Here is a 22,917-nt window from a genome sequence, read left to right as displayed (position 1 = left end):
AGCGTGGCGGCCCATACCAGGTCATACACTATGGAGTATGACAGAGAGAACCGAAAGTGCCGAACGACTGGCGCGCCCGCTGATCCGTCTTGCAAAGCTTGTCGGCGTGGCCACGAGCTATGTCGGTATGTCGAACGACTACCACGAGATCAAGGATGATGTCCTGGTGGCAGTGCTTGCCGCACTGGGCATCGCGGCCTCCACCGACGAGGCCATCGACGAATCCATCAAGCGCGTGCTCGACGAGCGCCGCACCCGGCTCGTGCCGCCCACCGTGCTGCACATCGCGGGCAAGAGCGACTCCGTGCTCGTCAACACGCCGATCCTCACCGTGCCGTCCGCGAGCATCACGCTCGAAAACGGCGAGGAATACGCCGGCAAGATCGAGATCGGCGCGGGCGACGGCTCGCAGGCGTACGTCATCAACGACGAATTCATCGCCACCGCGTCCGTCAACCTGCCCGAGGACCTGCCGGTCGGCTACCACACGCTGCACGTCACCGTCGGCAAGCGCACGCAGGACGCCGTGCTCATCAGCGCGCCCGAACGCGTCCCGCTGCTCGACGAGATGAAGTCCGGCCACCTGTGGGGCTGGATGGCCCAGCTGTATTCGATCCGCTCCGCCGGATCGTGGGGCGTGGGCGACTACGAGGACCTCAAGACCATGCTCGTCGGCGCGAAGAAGAAGACCGACGCCGACTTCATCCTCGTCAACCCGCTGCACGCGGGCGAGCCGGTCTCCCCGCTCACCCCGTCGCCGTACCTGCCGGTGTCGCGCCGCTTCGTCAACTTCACGTACATCCGTCCCGAATCCATCGAGGAATTCGGGCTGCTGGGCGACGAGCAGGCCGCGCAGGTCGACGAGCTGCGCTCGCAGGTCGAACCGCTCAACGGCGACTCCCAGCTCATCGACCGCGACGCCATGTGGCGCGCCAAGATGGGCGCGCTGTGGCTCATCTTCAAGGCCGGCCGCTCCCAGGAGCGCCAGGCCGCGTTCGACGAGTACAAGGCCGGACAGGGCGACGAGCTCGAGGCGTACGCCACCTGGTGCCTGTGCTACGACAAGTGGGGCGCCCCCACCGGCGAGGACGGCAACTGGGAGAAGACCTACACCAAGGATTCGCCCGAGGTCAAGGCGCTGCGTGAGCAGTACCCGGACACGCTCGACTTCTACCGCTGGATGGAATGGGTCGCCGTCGACCAGCTCGAGGACGCGCAGCGCGCGGCCCGCGACGCCGGCATGCGCATCGGCGTGATGTCCGACATGGCCGTGGGCGTGCATCCGCTCGGCGCCGACGTGTGGTGGTATCCGGAACGCTTCGCCAAGGGCGCGACCGTGGGCGCCCCGCCGGACATGTTCAACCAGCAGGGCCAGGACTGGAGCCAGCCGCCGCTGAGCCCGATCGATCTGGAACGCACCGGTTACCGCACGTACCGCGAGATGGTGCACGGCATGTTCGCCAAGGCCGGCGCGGTGCGCATCGACCATATCCTCGGCCTGTTCCGCCTGTGGTGGATCCCGGCCGGCAAGTCCGCGACCGACGGCACCTACGTGCACTACGACGCGAACATCATGCTCGGCATCCTCGCGCTCGAGGCGTCGCGCGTCGACGGCGTGGTCGTCGGCGAGGACCTCGGCGTGGTCCCCGAGTACGTGGCCGACTCGCTGTCCGCGCACGGCATCCTCGGCTGCGCGGTCGAATGGTTCGAGCAGTTCGAAGGCAAGTTCCGCGCGCCCGCCGACTGGCGCCCGTACGCGCTCGCCTCGGTCAACACGCACGACCTGCCGCCGGTGGCCGGCTATCTCGAGTACGAGCACGTCAAGCTGCGCGAGCAGCTCGGCCTGCTCACCGGCCCGAAGGAGGACTTCGAGAAGTCCGCGCAGGCCGAACACCGCGCGATGATGCAGATGCTCGTCGAGAACGGCTATCTGGACGAGTCGCTGCTGACCGACGAGCAGGCCAACGAGTGGAAGATCATCCAGGCCATGTACCGCGCGCTGCAGGATTCGCCGTGCAAGCTGCTGGCCGCGTCGATCACCGACGCCGTCGGCGAGAAGCGCGCGCAGAACCAGCCGGGCACCAACAACGAGTATCCGAACTGGCGCATCCCGCTGGCCGACGAGCACCTCAACGTCGTGCCGCTCGAGGAGCTGTTCGACAACAGCAAGCTGCAGCAGCTCGCCGCGATCATGAACGACTGACGCGCGGCGATCACGCGACTGTCGCGGAAGACCCATGGCTGACGGGCCGGTCGGGAGAACATCCCGACCGGCCCGTCAGCCGTTTCATGGGGCCGTCGCGGGTGCCGGACGGCAAGACACGCCCGGAATGAATGTCAAGGTGCGCGATATACTAGAGGATTGTTGTGTTTCCCTAAGGGGTCCTTCAAAGCGCTTTCCCACTCGCCACCGAGGACTTTCAGGGAGCCCACGGATAATGAGGTCGAAGCCTCTCGTCTTGCGTGCCCTAACCAAGTGCGCGGCCGAGCAGCCGAAACCCGGAACACAATAGTCAAGAAAAGGTACACCAGTGAAAACTTTCACTCCGAAGCCAGCTGATCTGACTCACGACTGGTACATCATCGACGCGACCGACGTCGTGCTCGGCCGTCTGGCTACTCAGGCCGCCGTGCTGCTGCGCGGCAAGAACAAGCCGACCTTCGCGCCGCACGCCGATTCCGGCAACCACGTCATCATCATCAACGCCGACAAGATCGCTCTGACCGGCAACAAGATGGGCAAGGAACTCTACTCGCACTCCGGTCGCCCGGGCGGCCTGCGTCGCGATTCCTACGCCGAGCTGCTGGCCAACAAGCCGGAGCGCATCATCCTGGCTGCCGTCAAGGGCATGCTGCCGAAGAACCGTCTGTCCAAGGTGCAGCTGGATCGTCTCCACATCTTCCGTGGCGCCGAGCACCCGCACACCCCGCAGAAGCCGCAGGTCTTCGAGATCGCTCAGGTCTCGCAGCAGGCCAAGTGAACCGAAGGGAGATAGAGAATCATGGCTGAAAACACCAACGACTCCGCGGTTCAGGCAACCGAGGAGGAGCTCACCTCGTACACCACCGAGACCAACGCCGGCGCTGGCACCGGTACTTCCGCGATCGCCCCGGGCTACGGCACCGGCCGTCGCAAGGAAGCCGTCGCCCGCGTGCGTCTGATCCCGGGCACCGGCAAGTGGACCGTCAACGGCCGCACCCTGGAGGAATACTTCCCGTCCAAGCTGCAGCAGCGTGAGGTCAACTCCCCGATCGTCCTGCTCAAGCTCGAAGGCAAGTTCGACGTCGTCGTCCTCGTCGACGGCGGTGGCACCACCGGCCAGGCCGGCGCCATCCGTCTCGGCGTGGCCCGCGCGCTGAACTCCATCGACCGCGACGCGAACCGTGCCGCCCTGAAGAAGGCCGGCATGCTGACCCGCGACGCCCGCGTCGTCGAGCGCAAGAAGGCCGGTCTGCACAAGGCCCGTCGCGCTCCGCAGTTCTCGAAGCGTTAAGCCTTTGCGGCTTTGCCGCTGTTCGCAAAAGCCCCTCGTTCCGTTCGGTTGTCTCAACCGTTCGGGGCGAGGGGCTTTCGCTATATCCGCGACACGTTCGTGTTGGGTTGCAGTGGTTGCAGTGTTGGATGCAGATGCGCAGATTCAGACGCGCAGCCGGCGCAGCAGATCGGCGGCCCGCCGCGCGGTGACGGGGGATTGAAGATCGTCGGAGCCGTCGGTGGAGAGCAGGCCGAGCGCGCAGGCCAGACGGATGGTGCGACGATTCGCGGGATTGCACGCGCCGTCGTATGAGCAGGCCGGGATCGGGCCGGCAACGTGCTTGGTGAGCCACACGCGCACGGCCAGTACCAGCATTTCCTCCAGATCGACCGGTGCATGCGGATGCAGTCGGGGCGTCCCGGCGCGGTTGTCGTCGCGCAGCATGGACGACGGGATCAGCCCGTTCATCAGCGCGCTCTGCAGCCGGAACGCGTACGGATCGTCCGCGGTCACGTCCGCGAGCCCGCCGTCGTAATAGTTCACCGGCACGAGTCCGGCCACGTCGACGGTGATCGCGACCGCGTGCTCGCGGGTCAGCGGCGCGTCCGCATCGTCGCCGTTCGCCACGTCGGCCAGCGGATCGTACGGCCGCAGAAACTGGTCGACGTGCGTGACGATCGGAGCGGCGTCCGACGTGCCGGCTGAAGTGCTGTACGACGGAACGTACGGCGGCCACGGGCCGAATCCGGCCGTCACATGCGCGGCCAGATCGCGATACGCCCGCGGCAGCGACGGATCGGAGCACACGTTCGCAAGCAGCCGGGCCACCGCGCCGGCCACCAGAGCCGAGCCGAACTCGTTGGTATGCGTCACGTCGCCGGGACGGAAGTACGGTTTGACGCCCTCCACGCCGATCGCCGTGATGAACCCCATCGACACGCGGTGCAGGTCGAGCACCGGCACGTGCAATCGACGTCCCAGCGCAATGCAGGCGTTCGCGAAATCGGCCAGCAGGTCGGCGTATGCGCCGTCCGGCGTCCACGTGTTGCGTGCCAGCGGCGTCACCAGCAGCGGATACGCGCCCGCCGTACGTGCCTCGCGTATGAATTGCGCCAGCTGGTCCGCATAGCCATCGTTTGCACGCAGCTGCGGGTCCTTCTGATCATTGTGGCCGAACTGCAGCAGCAGGACATCGCCGGCGCGCATCGCACGCCACACGGGCGCGTAATGGCCGTCGTTGCGGAACATGGTCGTGCTCAGCCCCGACCTCGCATGATTCGCCACCGCGACGCCGGCGTCAAGAAACGCCGGTAGCGACGCGCCCCAGCCGGTGTGCGACTCGCCGAACCGGAGCGGCAGGCGCGCGGTCGTGTCGGTGACGGTCGAGTCGCCCGCGAGAAAGATCGTGGGAACGTTTGCCGACCGCACGTCCAGCGACGTGACGATCGGCCGCCGTGCGACGACGGTCACGACCAGCAGCCGGTGATCGACGAGCGTGCCGATCGCGTCCGGCACGAACGCGCCGACGTTCGCGACGACGTCCGGCAGACGTCCGTCGGATGGCACCGGACCGCGGTAGACCAGCCGCCGCTCCTGCACGTAGACGACCAGTTCGTCGTCGACCGTCGCGTCCATACGTGTTGCGTCGACGGTTAGCGACAGGCGATAATTGCCGTCGTTCGGCACATGCACGGCGAAACCGCGTGCGACCGGCGGGGCGCTCGACGAGGCATCCGGCGAGTCGGACGGCATGAATCCGCCCGCGATCTCCGCGTTCGACAGCATCAGGTCGTTGCGGCGCGAACGCTCGCCGATCCAGCCGTATCCGCGCGCGGCGTCGTAGTCGTCGCCGTCTGATACCCGAACGGCATGGTCCGCAGCCGGTGCGTCCGTGAACGCAAAACAACGATGGAACATCGCATCCCCTTTCCCGCGGCGCATGGTCCGCTGTATGGTCGTCTCCGTCTCCTCCGCGGCGGTCATCGGTTCTCCGGAACGCCGCCGACGGTCCTGTCTTCGTCCCACGCGCGTTTCATGGCTTGGAAGATCTCGTCGTCGGACTCGTGGTTCTCCATGTTGAGCACCACGATCACGTCGCGCCACTGCGGCGCGTAGCAGAACTCGTGCTTCCAGCCGTAGTAGTGCGGGCCGTCGCCGCGGTTGCGCAGATACGACATGAGCGCGGCCATGACCTGGCCGGAGAACTTCACGTCCGCAAGGCAATCGTTCGCCCAGAACCCCTGCCACACGTCATGCTCACGCGAGCGCATCGCCGCGTCCGCCGCAAGGAAGCGTTCACGGGCGAGCCCGGCATGATAGAACGCGTGCTTGAAATCGTTGGCAAGCGCCTCCCTGACGGCCGTGCATGCCAGCGACGTGCCGCGCGCGCAGTCGCGGTAGACCGCCGCATACAGCCCGACCGTGTCGCGGATCAGGCGCGCGGCGTGGGCGCCGTTGTCGGGGATCAGGGAGGGGACGAGCCGTGCGTCGGCCTCGCCGAGGGCTTTCGTGACGGGACCGGACTTCGCGTTGCCGTCCGTTGCTGGATCGGCCGTCGTGCCGTCGATCTCCGCGCCGAACTCGGCATCCAGCGCCGTGCGTTCGCAGCGCGCGGCCAATAGGGCGTACCGCCGTGCCGCCGCGTCGCACAGACGCTGCACAAAGCCGAGTTGATCGGCGAACCGCCGTCATGCAGCCACTTGAGATCGTTCTCGCTGCCGCGCTCGCCGGACAGGTAATGCGTGGCGATCATGCGCGGCACGTACGTGAACAGCTGCTCGCCGCACTTCTGGTCCCATTCCGGACCGTAGCTCGCGGCCGCATCCCAGTATCCGCGCCACAGCCGCGCTACGGCTGGCGCGTGCTCGCCGCCGTAGTAGCGCCGCGCGTAGTCCAGCAGCAGTCGGTCGACCGCGGGCCGGATGCCGGCCTTGCACGACGATGAGCCAGCCGCCGCCGTGGTCTTGGGAGCATCGGAGGCGTCGGGAACGGCGGGGGCGTCGGGAGCAACGGGTGCACCGGAGATGCCGGGAATGTCGGAACCGGCCGGAATGCCGCCGATCTGCCCGTCGCGCCACATGCGCGCGATCAGATCGAGCGCAAACGTATGCGGCTTGACGTTCGAGCAGTTGACGACCCACAGCGAGTCGCCGCCGTGCTCCAGCACGGTGTCGAGCTCGCGCGCGATGTCGTCGGGCGACTCCGGCATCGGCGTGATATGGTTCGCGGCCTGCAGGTCGAAGAACGACGCGTGGTAGTAGATGCCGTTCGCGCCGGTGTCGTCGGCCGGCGGCATGGCCGGCGTGCGCGGATCCCAGTCGCCGCTGCGGCGCACCATCATGCGTCCGTAGCCGTTGTCGGCCCAGATCTTGATCACGTCGTCCGGCAGGTCGAGCAGGCCCTTGCGGTACAGGTCGAGCGATTCGGCGTACAGGTACGCGCTCACCGGGGCGTGCGGGTCGGCCTCGCGGATCAGCCGGTACTCGTCGCGCATCGCTTCGGACAGCACCCGCCCGCGGTCCTCGTCGGTGGCGTGCCGCGGATCGTCCACCCAGAACGGGCCGTCGCAGTTGCCTCGCAGACCAAGCGTCCACACCACCTTCGCACCGTGCAAACGCGCGATCGCATCCCGCCACAGCGCCTCGTACCGGGGCTTGTCCTCCGGCCAGCGGGGCCGGTCGCCCGGATACGCCTCGGCGAACAGCCGGGCGCCCAGCGGCGTGGCGTGATGCTGGTTCACGTACAGGCCCATGCCGCGAGCCAGATCCCAGTGCGGGGCCATGTTCTGCCCGGAACCCGGAATGACCAGGTTGCCGCCGGCGCGCAGCAGCGTCTCGAAGACCATGCACCACGTGCGTTCGTTGTCATTGTCGATGTTCCACGCGGCGATAAGCACCTCGTCGTTGACGAACCAGCCGCGGTAGCGCACCGCGGCCGGACTGGAGACGAGCGTCGCGTCGTCGGACAGCTCCAGCCGCGCGCGACGGGCCGGCCGCTGGTCGTTCCAGAACCAGAAATCCTCGAAGCCGAGCCAGTCGCGGCTGATCGCGTACAGTCCGTAGATGCAGCCGAGATCGTCCGCGCCGTCGACGACGACCCGGTCTGCGGACGGATCAACGGTGACGCGATACCGTTCGGCAGTCATCGTGCCGTCGACGCGCACGACGATGTCCGCGGCCGGACGGTCGTGCGACTGCGGATCGTCGTGTGCGGCGGTCGCGACGGACGATCCGTCGGCCACGTTGCCGACATCGCGCGGACCGAATACGTAGCCGATGTCGCGTCGCACCGCGTCGGCGGCGGTCGCGACGGCGGGGGAGAGACGGTCCCCGTCCGCAAGAATGCGTGTGGTTGCGTTGATGATGACGCTCATGATGACAGCCGTTCCTTTCGTATGGTTTGTCGTGTGGTTGTATTCGTGCGGCTTTCCGTGGCGACATGCGATGCCGCCGCCGGCTGGCGACTGACGCGCGGTCCGGCGGCGGCACGGTGATCGTTCGGTTCGCTCACCCGATCGTTTGGCTCACTTGACCGCGAGGTCGTACGCCTGCTGCCACAGGGCCACGGCCTTGTCGAGACCGGCGGTGTGCAGCTTGCCCACGTACTCGTCCCAACCCTGGTCGACGCCGCCGTTGACGATCCAGTCGGCGAGCTGCGGCACGGCGTACGTGAAGATCGGGGTCATGTAGTTGGTGGCCTCGTTGGCCTCGTCGGTGGTCAGGCGCGTCCAGATCGGGATCACGTCCTTGTCCCAGTTGATGTGCCGGTAGTCCTCGGCGTACGCCTTGTCCACGTCGAGCAGGCCGGCGCTCTTCTGGTCGCCCTTGATGGTCATGTCGTCGCGGATCGCGTACGCGCCGCCGGAGCCGAGCGACAGGTCCACCGACACGTCGGCGTAGCGCTTCGGGCTGACGGTGTACGTGTGATCGCCGTCGTCGGAGACGTATTCGGGGATGGAACCGTACTTGGTGATCACCGACATCTTCTCGGAATACATCGCGTTGATGATCTTGTAGATCGCGTCCTTGTTCGGCGCGTCCTTGGCGACCGACAGCTTGCCGCCGAAGTAGCGCGCGGCGTCGCGGCCCGCGTCCCACGTCACGTCGTCGGCGCTGGTGCCGGGCGCGACGGGCGCGGCGAGGCCGATGTACTGGCTCTTGAGCGTGTCGCCGAAGTCGGACTGCCACCAGCCGAACGTGGCGCCCACCTTGGCCGTGTCGCCCTCGCCGGCGCGCTGCGTGTTGTACGCGGACGAATCCTGCGTGAGCGCGTCCTTGGGCATCAGGCCCTTCTCGACCAGCTCGTGCAGCATGCCGACCACGGTCTTCATGTTGTCGGTGTCCAGCATGTTGCCGACCTTGCCCTGCTTGACATAGAAGCCGCCCGCGCCCGACGTGGTGGCCACCTGCGTGACCAGTCCGGTGGAGTTGAGGAACAGGAACGGGCTGTACCAGCCGATGCCGGTGGTGTCGAGCTTGCCCACGGTGAACGGAATCTCGTCGGCCTTGCCGTTGCCGTTCGGATCCTGCGTCTTGAACGCCTCGAGCACGTTGACGAACTCGTCCCAGGTGCGCGGCACCTTGAGCCCGAGCTTGTCGAGCCACTGCTTGTTGATCATCAGATGGCTGGTGGACGTGGCGTAGTCCTTGCCGTTGTCGGCCGGCAGCGCGTAGATGTGGCCTTGGTCGTCGGTGGCGAGCTTCTTCATGGTCTTGTTGTCGAGCGCCGACTTGAGGTTGGGCATCTGGTCGAGGTGCTGGGCGAGGTCGTCGAACACGTCGTTGCGTGTGGTGTCGTCGGTGTTGAACAGGTTGAGCGTGATGTCCGGGATCTCGCCGGCGGCGAGCATCGCGTTCTTCTTCTGCGAGGCGTCGCGGCTCACCTCCCACTTGATCGTGCAGTCGCACGCCTGTTCCAGCGGTTTGGTGACGCCCAGCTTGGAGATGTCGGCCGTGGTGGCCGACTGGACGCTGAAGATCGTGACGAGCGGCTTGCCGTTCGCGTCGACGGCGGCGTCGCCGCTGCCGCAGCCGGCCAATGCCGTGAGCGCGGCCACCGTGGCGGCGCTCGCCGTAAGGATTCGCTTGTTCATCGGATACCCCTTCGTTTCCCTTGTCCGTATGGCGGATCGCTCCGCCTGTCCTGTGTGCGGCGGATCGCTCCGCCGCACGGCCCGCGACTGCACTGACTGCGGGTCGTTCTTTGTATTTCCAAATAGAATACGTATTTCGAAATACGTATTTCATACTATAGATCGACGATCCGGGGAACGCAAGTCGCCGACACGCGGAATCCTGGCCGTATACTGGCGTACGTAAGGACATACGTATCTCATATGCCGTCGGGCAACGGTGATCGGCCGCACGATCCCGGCGATGCAGTCGGTGACTGCGCGATCGTCGGTCGCCGAGACGCAAGGTCATCGACGATGCGGTCGTTCGATCGCCGGTCGTACGACTGTGGCCGCGGGGGCCTGTCGATCGTGCGGCCGACAAACATGCGGCTGTCGGCCGCGAACACGCGCGGTCGCGCGATCGTCGCTCGCAGGACCATCGTTCGTGCGACGAGACAAGGAGGCTTCGCCATGACGAACGTGACGATCGGTACGGGCTCGCCCCGCAGGCGTCCCACCAGCAAGGACGTCGCGGCGCTCGCCGGAGTGGCGCAAAGCACCGTCTCCCACGTCATCAACGGCAACTATCCGGTCTCCGAAACGGTCCGGCGGCAGGTGCTCGACGCGATGGAACGGCTCGACTACCATCCCAACGCCAGCGCGCGCACGCTGCGCACGTCACGCACGCGCACCATCGCGCTGCTCGAGAAACTGGACGAGCACACCGCCGGCTACGACGTGCTGCCGTACCTGACCGGCATCATCCGGCACGCGCGCGAACACGACTACGACGTCATCGTCAACACGCTGTCCGACGACGACAACGCGCTGGACCGACTCTCGCAGCGCATGATCTGCGACGGATTCGTCATCATGGACGTTGTCGAGGGCGACCCGCGCGTCGAACGCGCCGCGCAGCTTGCCGTGCCGGCCGTGCTCGTCGGCAACGCCGTCGGATTCGGCGACGATGCGAACGTTCCGGGCGCGGGCCGGATGCCGGACTGCGTGTACTACGACTACGACGCGGCCATGGCCGAGATCGCGAGAGAGGCGGCTGACTGCGGCTGCGACACGTTGGTCATGGTGCGTGACGAGCCCGACGACGGCAGGTCGTTGCCGCCGATCGAGAGGACGATGTACGACAGCGGCCGGCGTGAGGCCGAACGGTTGGGCTTGCGGACCGAACTGATCGTGCCGCCGACCGGGGAAGAGGACGGCGTCGCGGCCGTCGGCGACGATCTGGCCGCCGCGATCGCGGGACGACGCGCGGTGATCGCCATGCGCGGCGTCAATCTGGGAGATGCGGTGCGGCGATGGTGCGAGGCGCGCGATATCAGGCCCGGCATTGACGTGTCGATCGTCGCGATCGGACCGGTCGCCGCGCAGGGCCGGTATCCGGAACTGTCATATCTGCCGACGCGGCCCGATGCCGTGGTATCTGCTGCGATCGACCTGCTGGCCGCGCGCATCGACGGCGACACGTCGCCGGCCGTCGTACGTGCGATTCTGCCCGAGCATATCGTCCACCGCGGCACGACCCTGCCGATGATGACCCTGCCGATGAGGACGGATTCGGGCGATGTATGGGGATGCGGGCGGGACGGCGAGCGGGGCTAGTCGTCTCGCTGGGATTCGGATGCGGCGTCTTGACGATGCGCCGCGCTAGTACTTTGTCGGGCTTAATGTGACGGGTGTGACAACCCCTCGGTTGCTTCGTGACAGCTCCCCGGCAAAGGGGAGCCGAAAGAAAGGGCCCGCCAATTTAAGCCCGACAAAGTACTAGGTCACGGGATGGCATTGACTCGTTTCAATCCATCGCGTGTGATCGGCCGGTCACGGGATGGCAGAATCCGGTGTTTTTCCATCGCGTGACTCCGCCTGTGATCACGGGATGGCATTGACCCGTTTCATTCCATCGCGTGACCTTGGAATCCGGGCTTGGGGAGCGGTTTCGCGGTCGCGCGATGGCATTTCGGCCTGTTTTTCCATCGCGTGATTCCGTCATTGGTCACAGGATGGCAAAACCGCCCGTTTTTCCATCCCGTGACCGCGGAATCGGGGTTTGCGGGGTCATGGGATGGCATTGACTCGTTTCAATCCGTCGCGTGTGTGATCGACTGGTCACGGGATGGCGGAATCCGGTGTTTTTCCATCGCGTGACCTGCGCGAGATTGGATTGCATGAAGTCGGGGGTGCATACGTAGGACCGTTTAGTCCGAGCAGAGAGTTGAGGCCTGTTTCGGGGCATGGTTGACGGTGTTGCCATCGGCTCTGTTGTTGGTGTTATCGGTTGATATCGGTTGATATCGGTTGATACTCGGCGTTATTGTCTCCATTTCCCCACTTTCCCCTTCGGCCGGCCCGCAGGAACGTCGGCGAGGTGTCTGGCGGTGGTGAATGTGGGGAAATCGACAGCATGAGCGGACTCCGATGGGGCGGTCGGCGTCGACCGTTTTCGAAAGTGGGGAAGCAAGCAGTACCAACCCCGCTCACGACGGGTGTTCGTGATGTCGGTTTCCCCACATTCGGCGTGACGTTCCGAATGTGGGGAAATCGACAGTATGAACGGGTTCAACAACCGGCGAGTCGCGTCGCAGTTTCCCCACTTTCGGATACGGGCGCATGCAAACGTTCCGATTTCCCCACATTCGGACGATTCCGCCGGCTTCCGACCGGCTTCCGACCGGCTTCCGACCGGCTTCCGGCCCGTTCGGTGTGCATCCCGTTTGGTGCACCCGTTTGGCGTGCTCGCTCGGTGTTGTGCCAGCTTGGTTTGCTCGCTTGGTTTGCTCGCTTGGCGTGCTTGCTCGGTGTGGTGATGGAGGTGGTGATGGGGGGGGTGTGGTGATGGAGGTGTGGTGATGGAGGATGGACCTCGATCTGTTGCATCGGATCCGCATCAGATGTTGCATCGGATCTGCATCGGATCTGTTGCATCGGGAACGGTAGGGGATGATCGCTGGAACAAGTGGCAACACGCCGAAGGATGTCGATACGAATCGATACGGGAGAACGTAGTTATCGATAACCCGAAGCAGTCGCGTTCGGCGGCGGCTCGAACGTGCGGTACTATAAATACGTATCGATCGATACGTATTTACTAGGTGGGTGAACGGAAACGCCCAACCGGAAGATACGGCCATCGATCGGCGGTACATCACGCGGCGCGTAACGAAACGCACGGCGGAGACGCGGCCGCGGGCCATCCGAAGACGGACGGCACGGCGGTCCGCGGCAGAGAAGAACACGGCAAAGGCTGCCGCGGGAAAGGAACGACGGTGTTGTCAACCATCATGTGCGGGGCCGGTCCCGCGCGAATCACAGGCGGACCCGGATCCGAACCCCGGTCGGCCGCAACAAGCGAAAGGAGCGTGTCATGAGCTACGCGGCCGAATTCGCCACGCTGGTCAAAACCAGCGGTAAGACCAAGGACAGGCCGAAGGACACCAAGCCGGCGCTGGGCTTCCTCGCCCCGTGGATCGTCGGCGCGTTCTTCCTCACGTTCATCCCGATGATCGTCTCCCTGTACCTGTCCCTGACCAAGTACAACATGCTCACCTCGCCGAAGTTCGTCGGCCTGCAGAACTACGCGACGCTCGCGCAGGACCAGCGTTACCTGCACTCGCTGGTGGTCACGTTCAGCTACGTGATCATCTCCGTGCCGCTGCAGCTGATCGCCGCGCTCGCCCTCGCCGTCGTGCTCGACCACGGCATGCGCGGACTCACGTTCTACCGTTCCGCGTTCTACCTGCCCTCGATGCTCGGCAGCTCGGTCGCCATCGCGGTGCTGTGGAAGATGGTCTTCGGCTCCGACGGCCTGTTCAACCAGGCGCTCGGCCTGCTCGGCATGGACGTCACCCAGTCGTGGATCGCCAATCCGGACACCGCGAACTACACGCTGATGGCCCTGCACGTCTGGCAGTTCGGCTCGCCGATGGTGATCTTCCTCGCCGGCCTGCGCCAGATCCCCAAGGAGCTGTACGAGGCGGCCAGCGTCGACGGCGCCGGCAAGTGGCGGCAGTTCCTGTCGATCACGCTGCCGATGCTTTCGCCGATCATCTTCTTCAACCTGGTGATGTCGATCATCAACAGCTTCCAGACGTTCACGCAGGCGTTCGTCGTCTCCGGCGGCACCGGCGGCCCGAACGACTCGACGCTCTTCTACACGCTCTACCTGTACATGCAGGGCTTCGGCTCGATGAAGATGGGCTACGCCGCCGCGATGGCGTGGATCCTCGTCGTGATCGTCGCCGTGCTGACCGTGATCAACTTCGCCGTTTCCAAGTATTGGGTGCATTACGATGACTGACGCAACACTGAACATCAAAGCCGCGGCCGCACGCAAGGCCGCTCCCGCCCCCGCCGGCACGCTCGCGAACCGCTCGTCCGCTGCGGACATCCCCGAATACAAGGACCAGCACAAGGCCCGCCGCATCGTCATCCAGATCATCAAGCAGCTCGTCGTGCTCGCCATCGCGCTCGTCATGCTGTACCCGATCCTGTGGATGATCGCCAGTTCGCTGCGCAAGCCGAACGAGATCTTCACCAATATGGGACTGTGGGTCGCGCATCCGCAGTGGAAGAACTACGTCGACGGATGGTTCGGCCTGAGCCAGCCGTTCGGCCGGTACTTCCTCAACTCGCTGCTGCTGGTCGCCTGCGCGATCGTCGGCAACGTGATCACCTGCTCGATGGCCGCGTACGCGTTCGCCCGGCTCAACTTCCGCGGCCGTCCGCTGATGTTCGGCTTCATGCTGCTCATGCTCATGATCCCGATCCACGTGGTCATCATCCCGCAGTACATCATCTGGAACTCGCTGAGCATGATCAACACGTACATCCCGCTCATCGTGCCCAAGTTCCTCGCCATGGACGGCTTCTTCACCTTCCTGTTCTACCAGTTCATCCGCGGGCTTCCGCGCGACCTCGACGAGGCCGCCAAGATCGACGGCGCCGGCCACTGGCGCATCTATTGGCAGATCCTCATGCCTCTGATGAAGCCGGCCATCGGCACCACCGCCGTGTTCACGTTCATGTGGACGTGGAACGACTTCTTCAGCCAGCTCATCTACCTGACCGACCCGAAGCTGTACACCGTGCCGATCGCCCTGCGAGCGTTCATCGACGCGACCAGCAAGTCCAGCTACGGCCCGATGTTCGCCATGTCCGTCCTGTCCATGATCCCGCTGTTCATCGTGTTCTGCTTCGGCCAGAAGTATCTGGTGGAAGGCATCGCAACGACCGGCGGCAAGTGACGCGGACGGAGCGTCATCCGCGTTGCTCCTCGGTCGCCGTGCCGAGCACGGCTTCCCTCGGTGCGCCTTGATGCCGCACGCGTCCGCATCACTTGCCAAGGCAAGTGACCAACCCGCTCAAACCACAAGTTTTTCGATAAGGAAATATCAAAGGAGATAACCATGAAGTCCATGAAGAAGTGGATCGTCGCGGCCGCCGCCGTGTCCGCCGCTGCGCTCGCCCTGTCCGGCTGCGGCACCAAGGCCGGCACGGCGTCCGGCGAAGTCAAGGCGTCCGACGGCGACGTGACCATCCGCATCGGCTACTGGGGTTCCGACAGCCGAGTCAAGCTCACCGAGGAGGTCATCAAGGGCTTCGAGGAGAAGCATCCGAACATCAAGGTCGACATGACCTACAACGACTGGTCCGGCTACTGGGACAAGCTCGCCACCGACACCGCCGGCAAGAACTCGCCCGACGTGATGCAGATGGACGAGCTCTACCTCGCCTCCTACGCCTCGCAGGGCTCGCTCGTCGACCTCGACACCACGTCCGAGTACCTCGACCTGAGCGGCATGGACGAATCCCTGCGCGACATGGGCAAGGTCGACGGCACCCAGTACGCGGCCCCCGTCTCCTCCACCGCGTTCGGCGTCGTGCTCAACAACGACGTGATCGAAAGCCTCGGCCTGACCGTGCCCGACACGTCCAACTGGACGTGGGACGACCTCAAGGCGTTCGCCAAGCAGGTCGTCGACAAGTCCAACGGCGAGACCGTCGGCATCGCGCCGCTCAACAACGGCATGAGCCTGCAGCTGTGGGCACGCCAGCACAACGAGAACCTGTTCAAGGACGGCAAGGTCGCGATCAGCGAGGACACGCTCGCCAGCTACCTGCAGATGGCCTACGACTGGACGCACGGCGACCAGATCGCCGGCACGCCCGACCATCAGGCCGAGCAGGCGTCCGGCACCACCGACCAGAGCGACTTCGCCACCGGCAAGCAGGCCATGATCTTCACCCAGTCCACGCAGGTCTCCGTGTACGCGAAGGCCGCCGGCACCGACAACATGACCCTCGTGCCCATGCCGAACGACGGCGAGAACGCCAAGTACGGCTACCTCAAGCCCGGCATGTACTGGGCGATCTCCTCGCAGTCCGAGCATCCGGCCGAGGCCGCCGAGCTCATCGACTACCTGCTCAACGACGAGGACGCGGGCAAGACCATGAGCACCGACCGCGGCATCCCGTCCAACAACAAGATCCGCGAGGCGCTCGCCGACTCCGCGACCGGCACCGACAAGCAGGCGCTCGACTTCCCGTCCCAGATCCAGGACACGCTCGGCGACGCCCCGTCCATCACGCCGAACGGTGCGTCCGACCTCGACAAGATCATCGCCCGCTACAGCCAGAAGGTGATGTTCGGCGACCAGTCCTCGGCCGATGCGGCCAAGGCCATGATCAGCGAGCTGAACACCGCGATCGCCAGCGCCTGATCGCCGGCGTCTGATCGACGGGGACGCGTCGGTCCGTGCGATCGGCCGGCCTGTGGCCGACCGTGCGGACCGACGATGGTCTCGACGATGGTCTCGACGATGACCCCGACGATGACCCCGACGATGACCCCGACGATGACCCCGACGTGATGATTCCGACGATGATTCCGACGCGATGTGCCGCGGCCCGTGCGAATCGTGCGGGCCGTTGGCAAGAACCGGCAACCGTTGTGCCGCGTGCGATATTCCCAAGTACAGTAAATACGTATCAATAAATACGTATCGATAATGTTGATTTCCGATCCAAGAGGTGACTGCGATGTTGCTTGACGTCCTTACTCCCATTGACGTGGACGGCCGGTCCGAGGCCGTGCGTCAGGCCGCCGCCGACCTGCGGCGAGACCTCGGCGTCGTGTGCGGACGGGGCGACGTCGCGACTGCGGCAGCAACCGCCGCGACGACCATGCCCGCGACTGGTACGACGCCGACTGGTACGACCGCTATGACTACGACCGGTACGTCCGGTACGTCCGTTTCGTCCGCCGCACCGGTCCCGTCCGGCATGCCGTCCGCCGCCGCGCCCGGCACGGACGTGACCGCCCGCATCGAACTGGCCGACGATCCGACGCTGGGGGAGGGGATGTACCGCGTCGTCGCGGACCGCGACGTTCTCCGCGTCATCGCCGGCGACGACTTCGGCTTCATCTACGGCCTGTACCACATCAGCCGCGAGCTGCTCGGCGTGCCCGACCTGTGGTTCTGGATGGACTGGACGCCGGCCGTCGCAGGACGCAAGCCCGGCCCGGTCGCCGTGCCCGACGGCTACGCGTTCGCCTCCCGCCCGTTCGCCGTGGCTGACCGCGGATGGTTCGTCAACGACGAGGTGCTGCTCATGGGCTGGCAGCTCGACAATGACCCCGACCAGCCGTGGGAGATGGTGTTCGAGGCGCTGCTGCGCTGCGGCGGCACGATGGTCATCCCCGGCACCGGCAACAACTCAGCCCACCACGCCGAAGCCGCGTCCCGCCGTGGACTGCGCATCGCCCAGCACCACGCCGAGCCGCTCGGCGCACGCCTCTTCTCCTCCGCCTACCCGGACCTCAACCCCTCGTGGGGCGAGCACAAGGACCTGTTCATCGCACTGTGGGAGGAATCGCTGGAGGCGCACCGGGGCCAGCATGTCATCTGGAACGTCGGCTTCCGCGGCCAGGGCGACTCCGCGTTCTGGGACTCCGATCCGTCCTACGACACCGACGAGAAGCGCGGCGCGCTCATGGGCGAGATCATCCGCATCCAACGCCGCATGGTGCTCGACCACGACCCGCAGGCGCGCACCTGCGTCTACCTGTACGGCGAAACGCTCGAACTGTACCGCAAGGGCGTGCTCGACCTGCCCGACGACGTCATCAAGATCTGGTCCGACAACGGCTACGGCCGCATGGTCACGCGACGCCAGTGCAATCACAATCCGCGCATCGACGCGATGCCGAACCCGGCCGACCGCGGCGCGCAGGGCATCTACTACCACGCCTCCTTCTACGACCTGCAGGCCGCGAACCACATCACCACGCTGCCGGTGCGCCCCGAACGCATCGTGCACGAGTTGGGCGAGGTGCTCGCCCGCGGCGGCGACGCGTTCTGGATCGTCAACTCGTCGAACGTCAAGCCGCACGCCTACTACCTGTCCCTGATCGCGCGACTGTGGCGCGACGGACTTTCCGACATCGACGTCACCGATCGTCGGTCTTCGTTGATCCCGGCCGAGTCGGACGAGGACGGCGCCGAAACCGAGTCGCTGACGACGGTCGGCACATTGCTCGCCGGAACGTCCGGCGATGCCGCGACGTTCGTGCGATCGGCCACGCGCACGTTCGCAACCGAGTACTACGGCGAGCGCGACGCCGCGGCCGTGGCCGACGCGTACGCCGGCTACTTCGACGCGGCCGTCGCGTACGGCGATCGCTGGGACGAGCGGGCCGGCGAACAGTACTTCAACCACTGCCCGCGCATGCTGGTCACGCAGTTCATGCGCGATCGCAACGCGAGCTGCGACGACATGCGCTGGGCGGCCGGCGACGTGCCGCTGGTCGAGCAGATCGCCGTCGTCGACCGCATCGCCGCGCGCGGGGCCGCGCAGTACGCCGCGCTCGACGATCGCGACACGGCCGCCGCGACCGGCATGTCGCCGCACGCCCGACGACTGTTCGACGATTCGATCGCGCTGCATACGCGCGTATACCGCCACTGCTGCGAGGCCACGCATCTGACGTGCCGCGCGCTGTGGGAGGGGTTCGCCGAGGACTGGCAGCACGCGTTCTTCCACGCGGGACTGGCCCGGCGCGAGTTCCGGCGGGCGCGCGAGGCGATGCTGGCGCGCGAGCACGGCGTGTGGCACGGCTACTATGCGAACGAATGCCTGACCGACATCGCGCAGAGCGCGTGGGTGCTGTCCGGGCTCATGGCCTATCTGCGCACGATGGGCGACGGGCCGCACTTCTTCCAGTGGCAGCGCGACTTCATCTACAGTCGCGAGGAGCAGAAGATCAAGACGCTGCTCAATCTGGAGAACCATCTGACCGACGACGAGATCTTCGACGCCATGCTCGTCAAGTGGGAGGACGCCGAGGCGTAGCCCGACGGTCCGCCGGCCCGTCGGCGTGCGGCCGCCGCATGTTTCACGTGAAACGCATTTCGTCGTCCGACTGTGCACTATGGGCCGGTGCCCTCCCGCGAGGTCACGCGATGGCATTTCGGCCGATACCGCCATCGCGTGACCTCGCGCGAGGAGGCCGTGCGCATCCGCACAGCATGTGCCGCGCCGATCGGTGCTATGGTCGATACGTATAATCAACGATGAAGGACCGCCGTCATGCCACGAACCAGCAATCACAGGCCCACCAGCCGCGACGTCGCCAAGCTCGCGAACGTCGCGCAAAGCACCGTCTCGTACTACATGAACGGCAGCCGACCGGTCGCGGCGGAGACCAAGGCGCGCATCGAAGCGGCGATGAAGATCCTCGACTACCATCCCAACTCGAGCGCGCGCACGCTGCGTACGCAGCATACCAACCTCATCACGCTCATCGAACGGCTGTCATACGAGTCGGACGGCACCGACGTCACGCCGTACCTGAGTTCGATCATCGAAGAGGCGTACCGGCTCGGCTACGACGTGATCACCAACACCACGCAGGCCGATCCGGACAGCCTGCGCCGCATGGACGGGCGCAACATCTGCGACGGATTCATCCTCATGGACGTCACCGACGAGGACAACCGCATCCCCGTCGCCGCCGAGATCGGCCTGCCGACCGTCGTATTCGGCCGGCCGCGCGATGCGCACGGACTCGACCTTGTCTACTTCGACTACACGCACGTCGGCGGCGTGATCGTCGACTATCTGGCGAACCTCAACCATCACCGCGTGCTGTATCTCGACGACGACTACGAGGCGAACCGCAACTTCCTGACGATCCAGGGCATGTACGACGCGATGGACGCGCATGCGAAGGCGCACGGCATGACGTTCGACGTCACGTCGATGCCGCAGAACGACCCGACCGGCGCGCTGGACGCGATCTCCGAACGCATCGATGACAATCTGGCGATCGTGACGCGCCAGCCGCGGCCGACCAAGCAGATCATGGACGCGCTCGACCGGCTCGGCATCACGCTCGGCCAGGACCTGACGCTGGTGAGCATCTGCCCGAACTCGCGCATCCCGCGATTCGCGCTCAAGCCGACGAACATCTCGCAGCAGCCGCGCGAGGTCTCGCAGCTCGCCGTGCGCACGCTGGTCGAGCGTATCAAGGATCCGGGCCGGCCGCAGGTCGAGCATCCGGTCCGCTCCACGCGCGTCACGACGCGCGAGACGACGGTCGACTTCCGCAGGTAAGGACAGGTCGGGCGGGCGGGACTACCGCACGCGCCGCATCACGCTGATGCACCGCGACGGGAACGTCCACAGGCTCGGATCGGCCGGGCCGTTGCCGGAACCCGCGTCGGGGAGCGCGTCGGCGGGCATCTCCTCGCCGCTCGACGCGTCGTATTGCGTGGACGCGTCGCCGTCGGGGTCCATCGCGTCGCTGATGTTGAGGATCGCGTTGAAATCATGCGCCACGGCCGGCGCACTGTTGCGCATCGTGTTGATGTGCGGGTCCTTGTCCACCGGATCGTTGCTTTCGTAGAGCGGACGGTCCAGCTTCGACTGTGAGGCGAGCGCCGTCTGCACGGTTTCGACCAGATCGTGGATCGGATCGTTCTCGTTCACGATCGTCGTCCAGTTGCGGTCGTCGAAATGCTTCGGATTGAGCCGCCTGATCAGCATGCCGTGCCCCGGCTGCTCGCCGTTGACCACGGCCGAGCACCATTCGCACTGCCATTCGCAGTCGGACGGCAGACGGAAGTGCAGGTCCTGGTCGGTGCCGTTGATGACGATGAGCACGTCCATCTCGTTGGCCGACAGCAGGCGCATCTGGAAGCTGCGCCCGCTCGTGTCGAACCAGTCGCGGTCCATCGGCGTGGTGCCGTCCGGCAGGTACCACTGCACGCGGCTCGACGGCTTGAACAGGCCGAGCTGCGTGAGCAGCGTGAAGAACTCCTCGTGATGGTACAGATCGAGCGACTTGCGGATCGCGATCAGTCGCGAGACCGTTTCCAGACGGCGCATCTCCGGCGTTTTTTTGGTCTGGTATAGCCAGTCCCAGTCGAGCCAGGTGATGTCGTTGTCCTGCGCGTACGCGTTGTTGTTGCCTTTCTGCGAATTGCCGAACTCGTCGCCGGCGAGCATCATCGGCGTGCCGAGCGAGAGCATGAGCGTGCCGAGCATGTTCATCGCCGCGCGGTTGCGCCGCCGCGTGATGGCCGGATCGCGCGTCGGCCCTTCGACGCCGAAGTTCGACGAATGGTTGACGTTCGAGCCGTCCATGTTGTTCTCGCCGTTGGCCTCGTTGTGCTTCGAGTTGTACATGGTCAGGTCGGCGAGCGTGAAGCCGTCGTGCGCGGTCACGTAGTTGATCGACGCGACGCAGCCGCGGCCCGGGTCGGTGGCGAACAGGTCGGCCGAGCCGCACAGTCGCGTCGCCATCTCCTGCATGCCGATCGTGCCGGCGACGCCCGGCTGCGTGTTGGTGAGCCAGAACCGGCGCGTCGTGTCGCGGAAGCGGTCGTTCCACTCGCTGAACGGCATGCCGAAGCCGCCGGTGCGCCAGCCCTCCGGGCCGAGGTCCCATGGCTCCATGATGAGCTTGAGATTGCCGAGCAGCAGGTCGGAGCGCAGCGCGTACAGGAACGGGTGATGCTTGGTGAAGTTGCCTTCGAGGCGGGCGAGCGAGGCGGCCAGATCGAATCGGAAGCCGTCCACGCCGATGCGCTTGGCCCAGTAGCGCAGCGAATCGACCGCGAACGTGAGCACATGCGTGTTGGTGAAGTTGAACGTGTTGCCGCAGCCGGTCGTGTCCTCGAGATGGCCGATGTCGTTCTTCTGCCGGCGGTAGTAGGACAGCGGGTCGAAGCCGCGCCAGCAGGTCGTCGGGCCTTCCACGCCGCCCTCGCAGGTGTGGTTGTACACCACGTCCATGATGACCTCGAAGCCGGCCTCGTGCAGCGCGCGCACCATGTTGATGACCTCGTCGCGCACCGCGCCGGCGCCCTTGCGCCGGGCCTCCTCGGTGGCGTACGAGGGTTCGGGGGAGAAGTAGCTGAGCGTCGAGTATCCCCAATAGTTGTGCCGGCCGCGCTCCTGCAGGAAGATCTCGTCCTGCTTGGCCTGGATCGGCAGCAGTTCGATCGACGTGACGCCGAGCCCCTGCAGATACGCCAGCGTGATCGGGTGCGCGAGTCCGGCGTACGTGCCGCGCAGCTCCTCCGGCAGCCACGGCGCGTTCGCGGTGAAGCCCTTGACGTGCAGCTCGTAGAGCACGGTCTTGCTCCATGGCACGTGCGGATGCACCGGATCGTCGTCGTGCTTGGTCTCGTCGCGGTCGTCGATCGCCACCGACACCGGCATCTTGCCGAGCGCGTCCACCGTGCTCATCTCGCCGAACGCGTCGCCGTGCACGTGGCCGTCCGCGCCGATCTCGCAACGGTAGGAGAACGCGGCGGGATCGAGCTGCATCTTGCCGTCGATGCCCTTGCCGTACGGGTCGAGCAGCAGCTTGTACGGATTGAACCGCAGGCCGATCTTCGGGTTCCACACGCCGTCCACGCGGTACGCGTAGCGCATGCCGTCCCACGCCTTGGGCAGATGCACGTACCACAGGCCGTAGTTGGGCCCCTCCATGCGGAACAGCGTCTCGCGCACGTACATCGACTCGATGATGCGCGTGCACACCGCGTGCGAGTGGATCTGGTTGATGAACGGGGACGGCGAATCCTCGAAGATGCGCACGGCCTCGTTGAAGAAGGCGGTCGGCTGGTCGACCGGCTCGTAGACGCACAGCCATACCTGATCGGCGGTTTCCGAGCGCACCACGGCATCCGCGCCGCCGTCCTCGGTGAAGTACAGGCCCGGCCTCGTCGCGTATCGGTGCGGTATCGCATACCGCTGGGGTATAGCGTTCTTCATGGCTCCCATTGTAACGGCGCGCCCTGTGAGAGT

The 22,917-nt window shown here is 65.7% G+C and carries 13 protein-coding genes; 9 read left to right on the top strand and 4 right to left on the bottom strand.

Annotated elements, in window-relative coordinates; all coding sequences use genetic code 11:
* Positions 1-37 precede the first annotated feature (37 nt).
* The 3 genes from malQ (at position 38) to rpsI (ending at position 3,494) form a co-directional block, all read left to right on the top strand.
* Positions 38-2,203: a 4-alpha-glucanotransferase gene (malQ, locus tag JS533_RS02775; RefSeq protein WP_241513012.1), complete on the top strand. Its 2,166-nt coding sequence runs from the start codon at positions 38-40 to the stop codon at positions 2,201-2,203.
* 328 nt (positions 2,204-2,531) lie between these two features.
* Positions 2,532-2,981: a 50S ribosomal protein L13 gene (gene rplM / locus JS533_RS02770; RefSeq protein WP_241513011.1), complete on the top strand. Its 450-nt coding sequence runs from the start codon at positions 2,532-2,534 to the stop codon at positions 2,979-2,981.
* Positions 2,982-3,002: 21 nt separating this feature from the next.
* Positions 3,003-3,494 carry a 30S ribosomal protein S9 gene (gene rpsI, locus JS533_RS02765; RefSeq protein ID WP_219058482.1) on the top strand — a complete coding sequence of 164 codons (492 nt, stop codon included), beginning with the start codon at positions 3,003-3,005 and terminating at the stop codon, positions 3,492-3,494.
* Positions 3,495-3,638: 144 nt separating this feature from the next.
* Here the strand turns inward: rpsI and JS533_RS02760 are convergent, their stop codons facing one another.
* The 3 genes from JS533_RS02760 to JS533_RS02750 form a co-directional block, all read right to left on the bottom strand.
* Positions 3,639-5,417 carry a rhamnogalacturonan acetylesterase gene (locus JS533_RS02760; RefSeq protein ID WP_241513010.1) on the bottom strand — a complete coding sequence of 593 codons (1,779 nt, stop codon included), beginning with the start codon at positions 5,415-5,417 and terminating at the stop codon, positions 3,639-3,641.
* 523 nt (positions 5,418-5,940) lie between these two features.
* A complete protein-coding gene (locus JS533_RS02755; protein ID WP_241513009.1) occupies positions 5,941-7,848 on the bottom strand; it encodes a glycosyl hydrolase 115 family protein in 1,908 nt (635 codons plus the stop codon).
* A 150-nt stretch (positions 7,849-7,998) separates the two neighbouring features.
* A complete protein-coding gene (locus tag JS533_RS02750; protein WP_241513008.1) occupies positions 7,999-9,567 on the bottom strand; it encodes a type 2 periplasmic-binding domain-containing protein in 1,569 nt (522 codons plus the stop codon).
* A 492-nt stretch (positions 9,568-10,059) separates the two neighbouring features.
* Between JS533_RS02750 and JS533_RS02745 the strand changes: the two genes are divergently transcribed.
* The 6 genes from JS533_RS02745 to JS533_RS02720 all read left to right on the top strand — a co-directional run bounded on the left by JS533_RS02745 (position 10,060) and on the right by JS533_RS02720 (position 20,214).
* A complete protein-coding gene (locus JS533_RS02745) occupies positions 10,060-11,205 on the top strand; it encodes a LacI family DNA-binding transcriptional regulator (RefSeq protein WP_241513007.1) in 1,146 nt (381 codons plus the stop codon).
* A gap of 1,759 nt (positions 11,206-12,964) precedes the next feature.
* A complete protein-coding gene (locus JS533_RS02740; protein ID WP_241513006.1) occupies positions 12,965-13,897 on the top strand; it encodes a carbohydrate ABC transporter permease in 933 nt (310 codons plus the stop codon).
* On the top strand, positions 13,890-14,843 hold the full coding sequence (locus tag JS533_RS02735) for a carbohydrate ABC transporter permease (RefSeq protein ID WP_241513005.1): 954 nt from the start codon (positions 13,890-13,892) through the stop codon (positions 14,841-14,843). Before JS533_RS02740 ends, JS533_RS02735 begins: the two co-directional genes overlap by 8 nt.
* Before the next feature lie 162 nt (positions 14,844-15,005).
* Entirely contained in the window at positions 15,006-16,319 is a 1,314-nt protein-coding gene (locus JS533_RS02730) for an ABC transporter substrate-binding protein (protein WP_241513004.1), read from the top strand.
* Positions 16,320-16,638: 319 nt separating this feature from the next.
* Entirely contained in the window at positions 16,639-18,951 is a 2,313-nt protein-coding gene (locus tag JS533_RS02725) for a glycosyl hydrolase 115 family protein (RefSeq protein WP_241513003.1), read from the top strand.
* A gap of 237 nt (positions 18,952-19,188) precedes the next feature.
* Complete coding sequence (locus JS533_RS02720; RefSeq protein WP_241513002.1) at positions 19,189-20,214, top strand: LacI family DNA-binding transcriptional regulator; 1,026 nt, start codon at positions 19,189-19,191, stop codon at positions 20,212-20,214.
* Positions 20,215-20,235: 21 nt separating this feature from the next.
* Here JS533_RS02720 and glgX read toward each other — a convergent pair whose 3' ends face one another.
* Entirely contained in the window at positions 20,236-22,884 is a 2,649-nt protein-coding gene (gene glgX, locus JS533_RS02715; protein WP_241513001.1) for a glycogen debranching protein GlgX, read from the bottom strand.
* Positions 22,885-22,917: the final 33 nt, after the last annotated feature.

The organism is Bifidobacterium amazonense, from assembly GCF_018555435.2.
GTDB classification, from domain to species: Bacteria; Actinomycetota; Actinomycetes; order Actinomycetales; family Bifidobacteriaceae; genus Bifidobacterium; species Bifidobacterium amazonense.
Note: the sequence above shows the minus strand (reverse complement) of the source record. Positions and strands in the feature narration are given on the sequence as shown.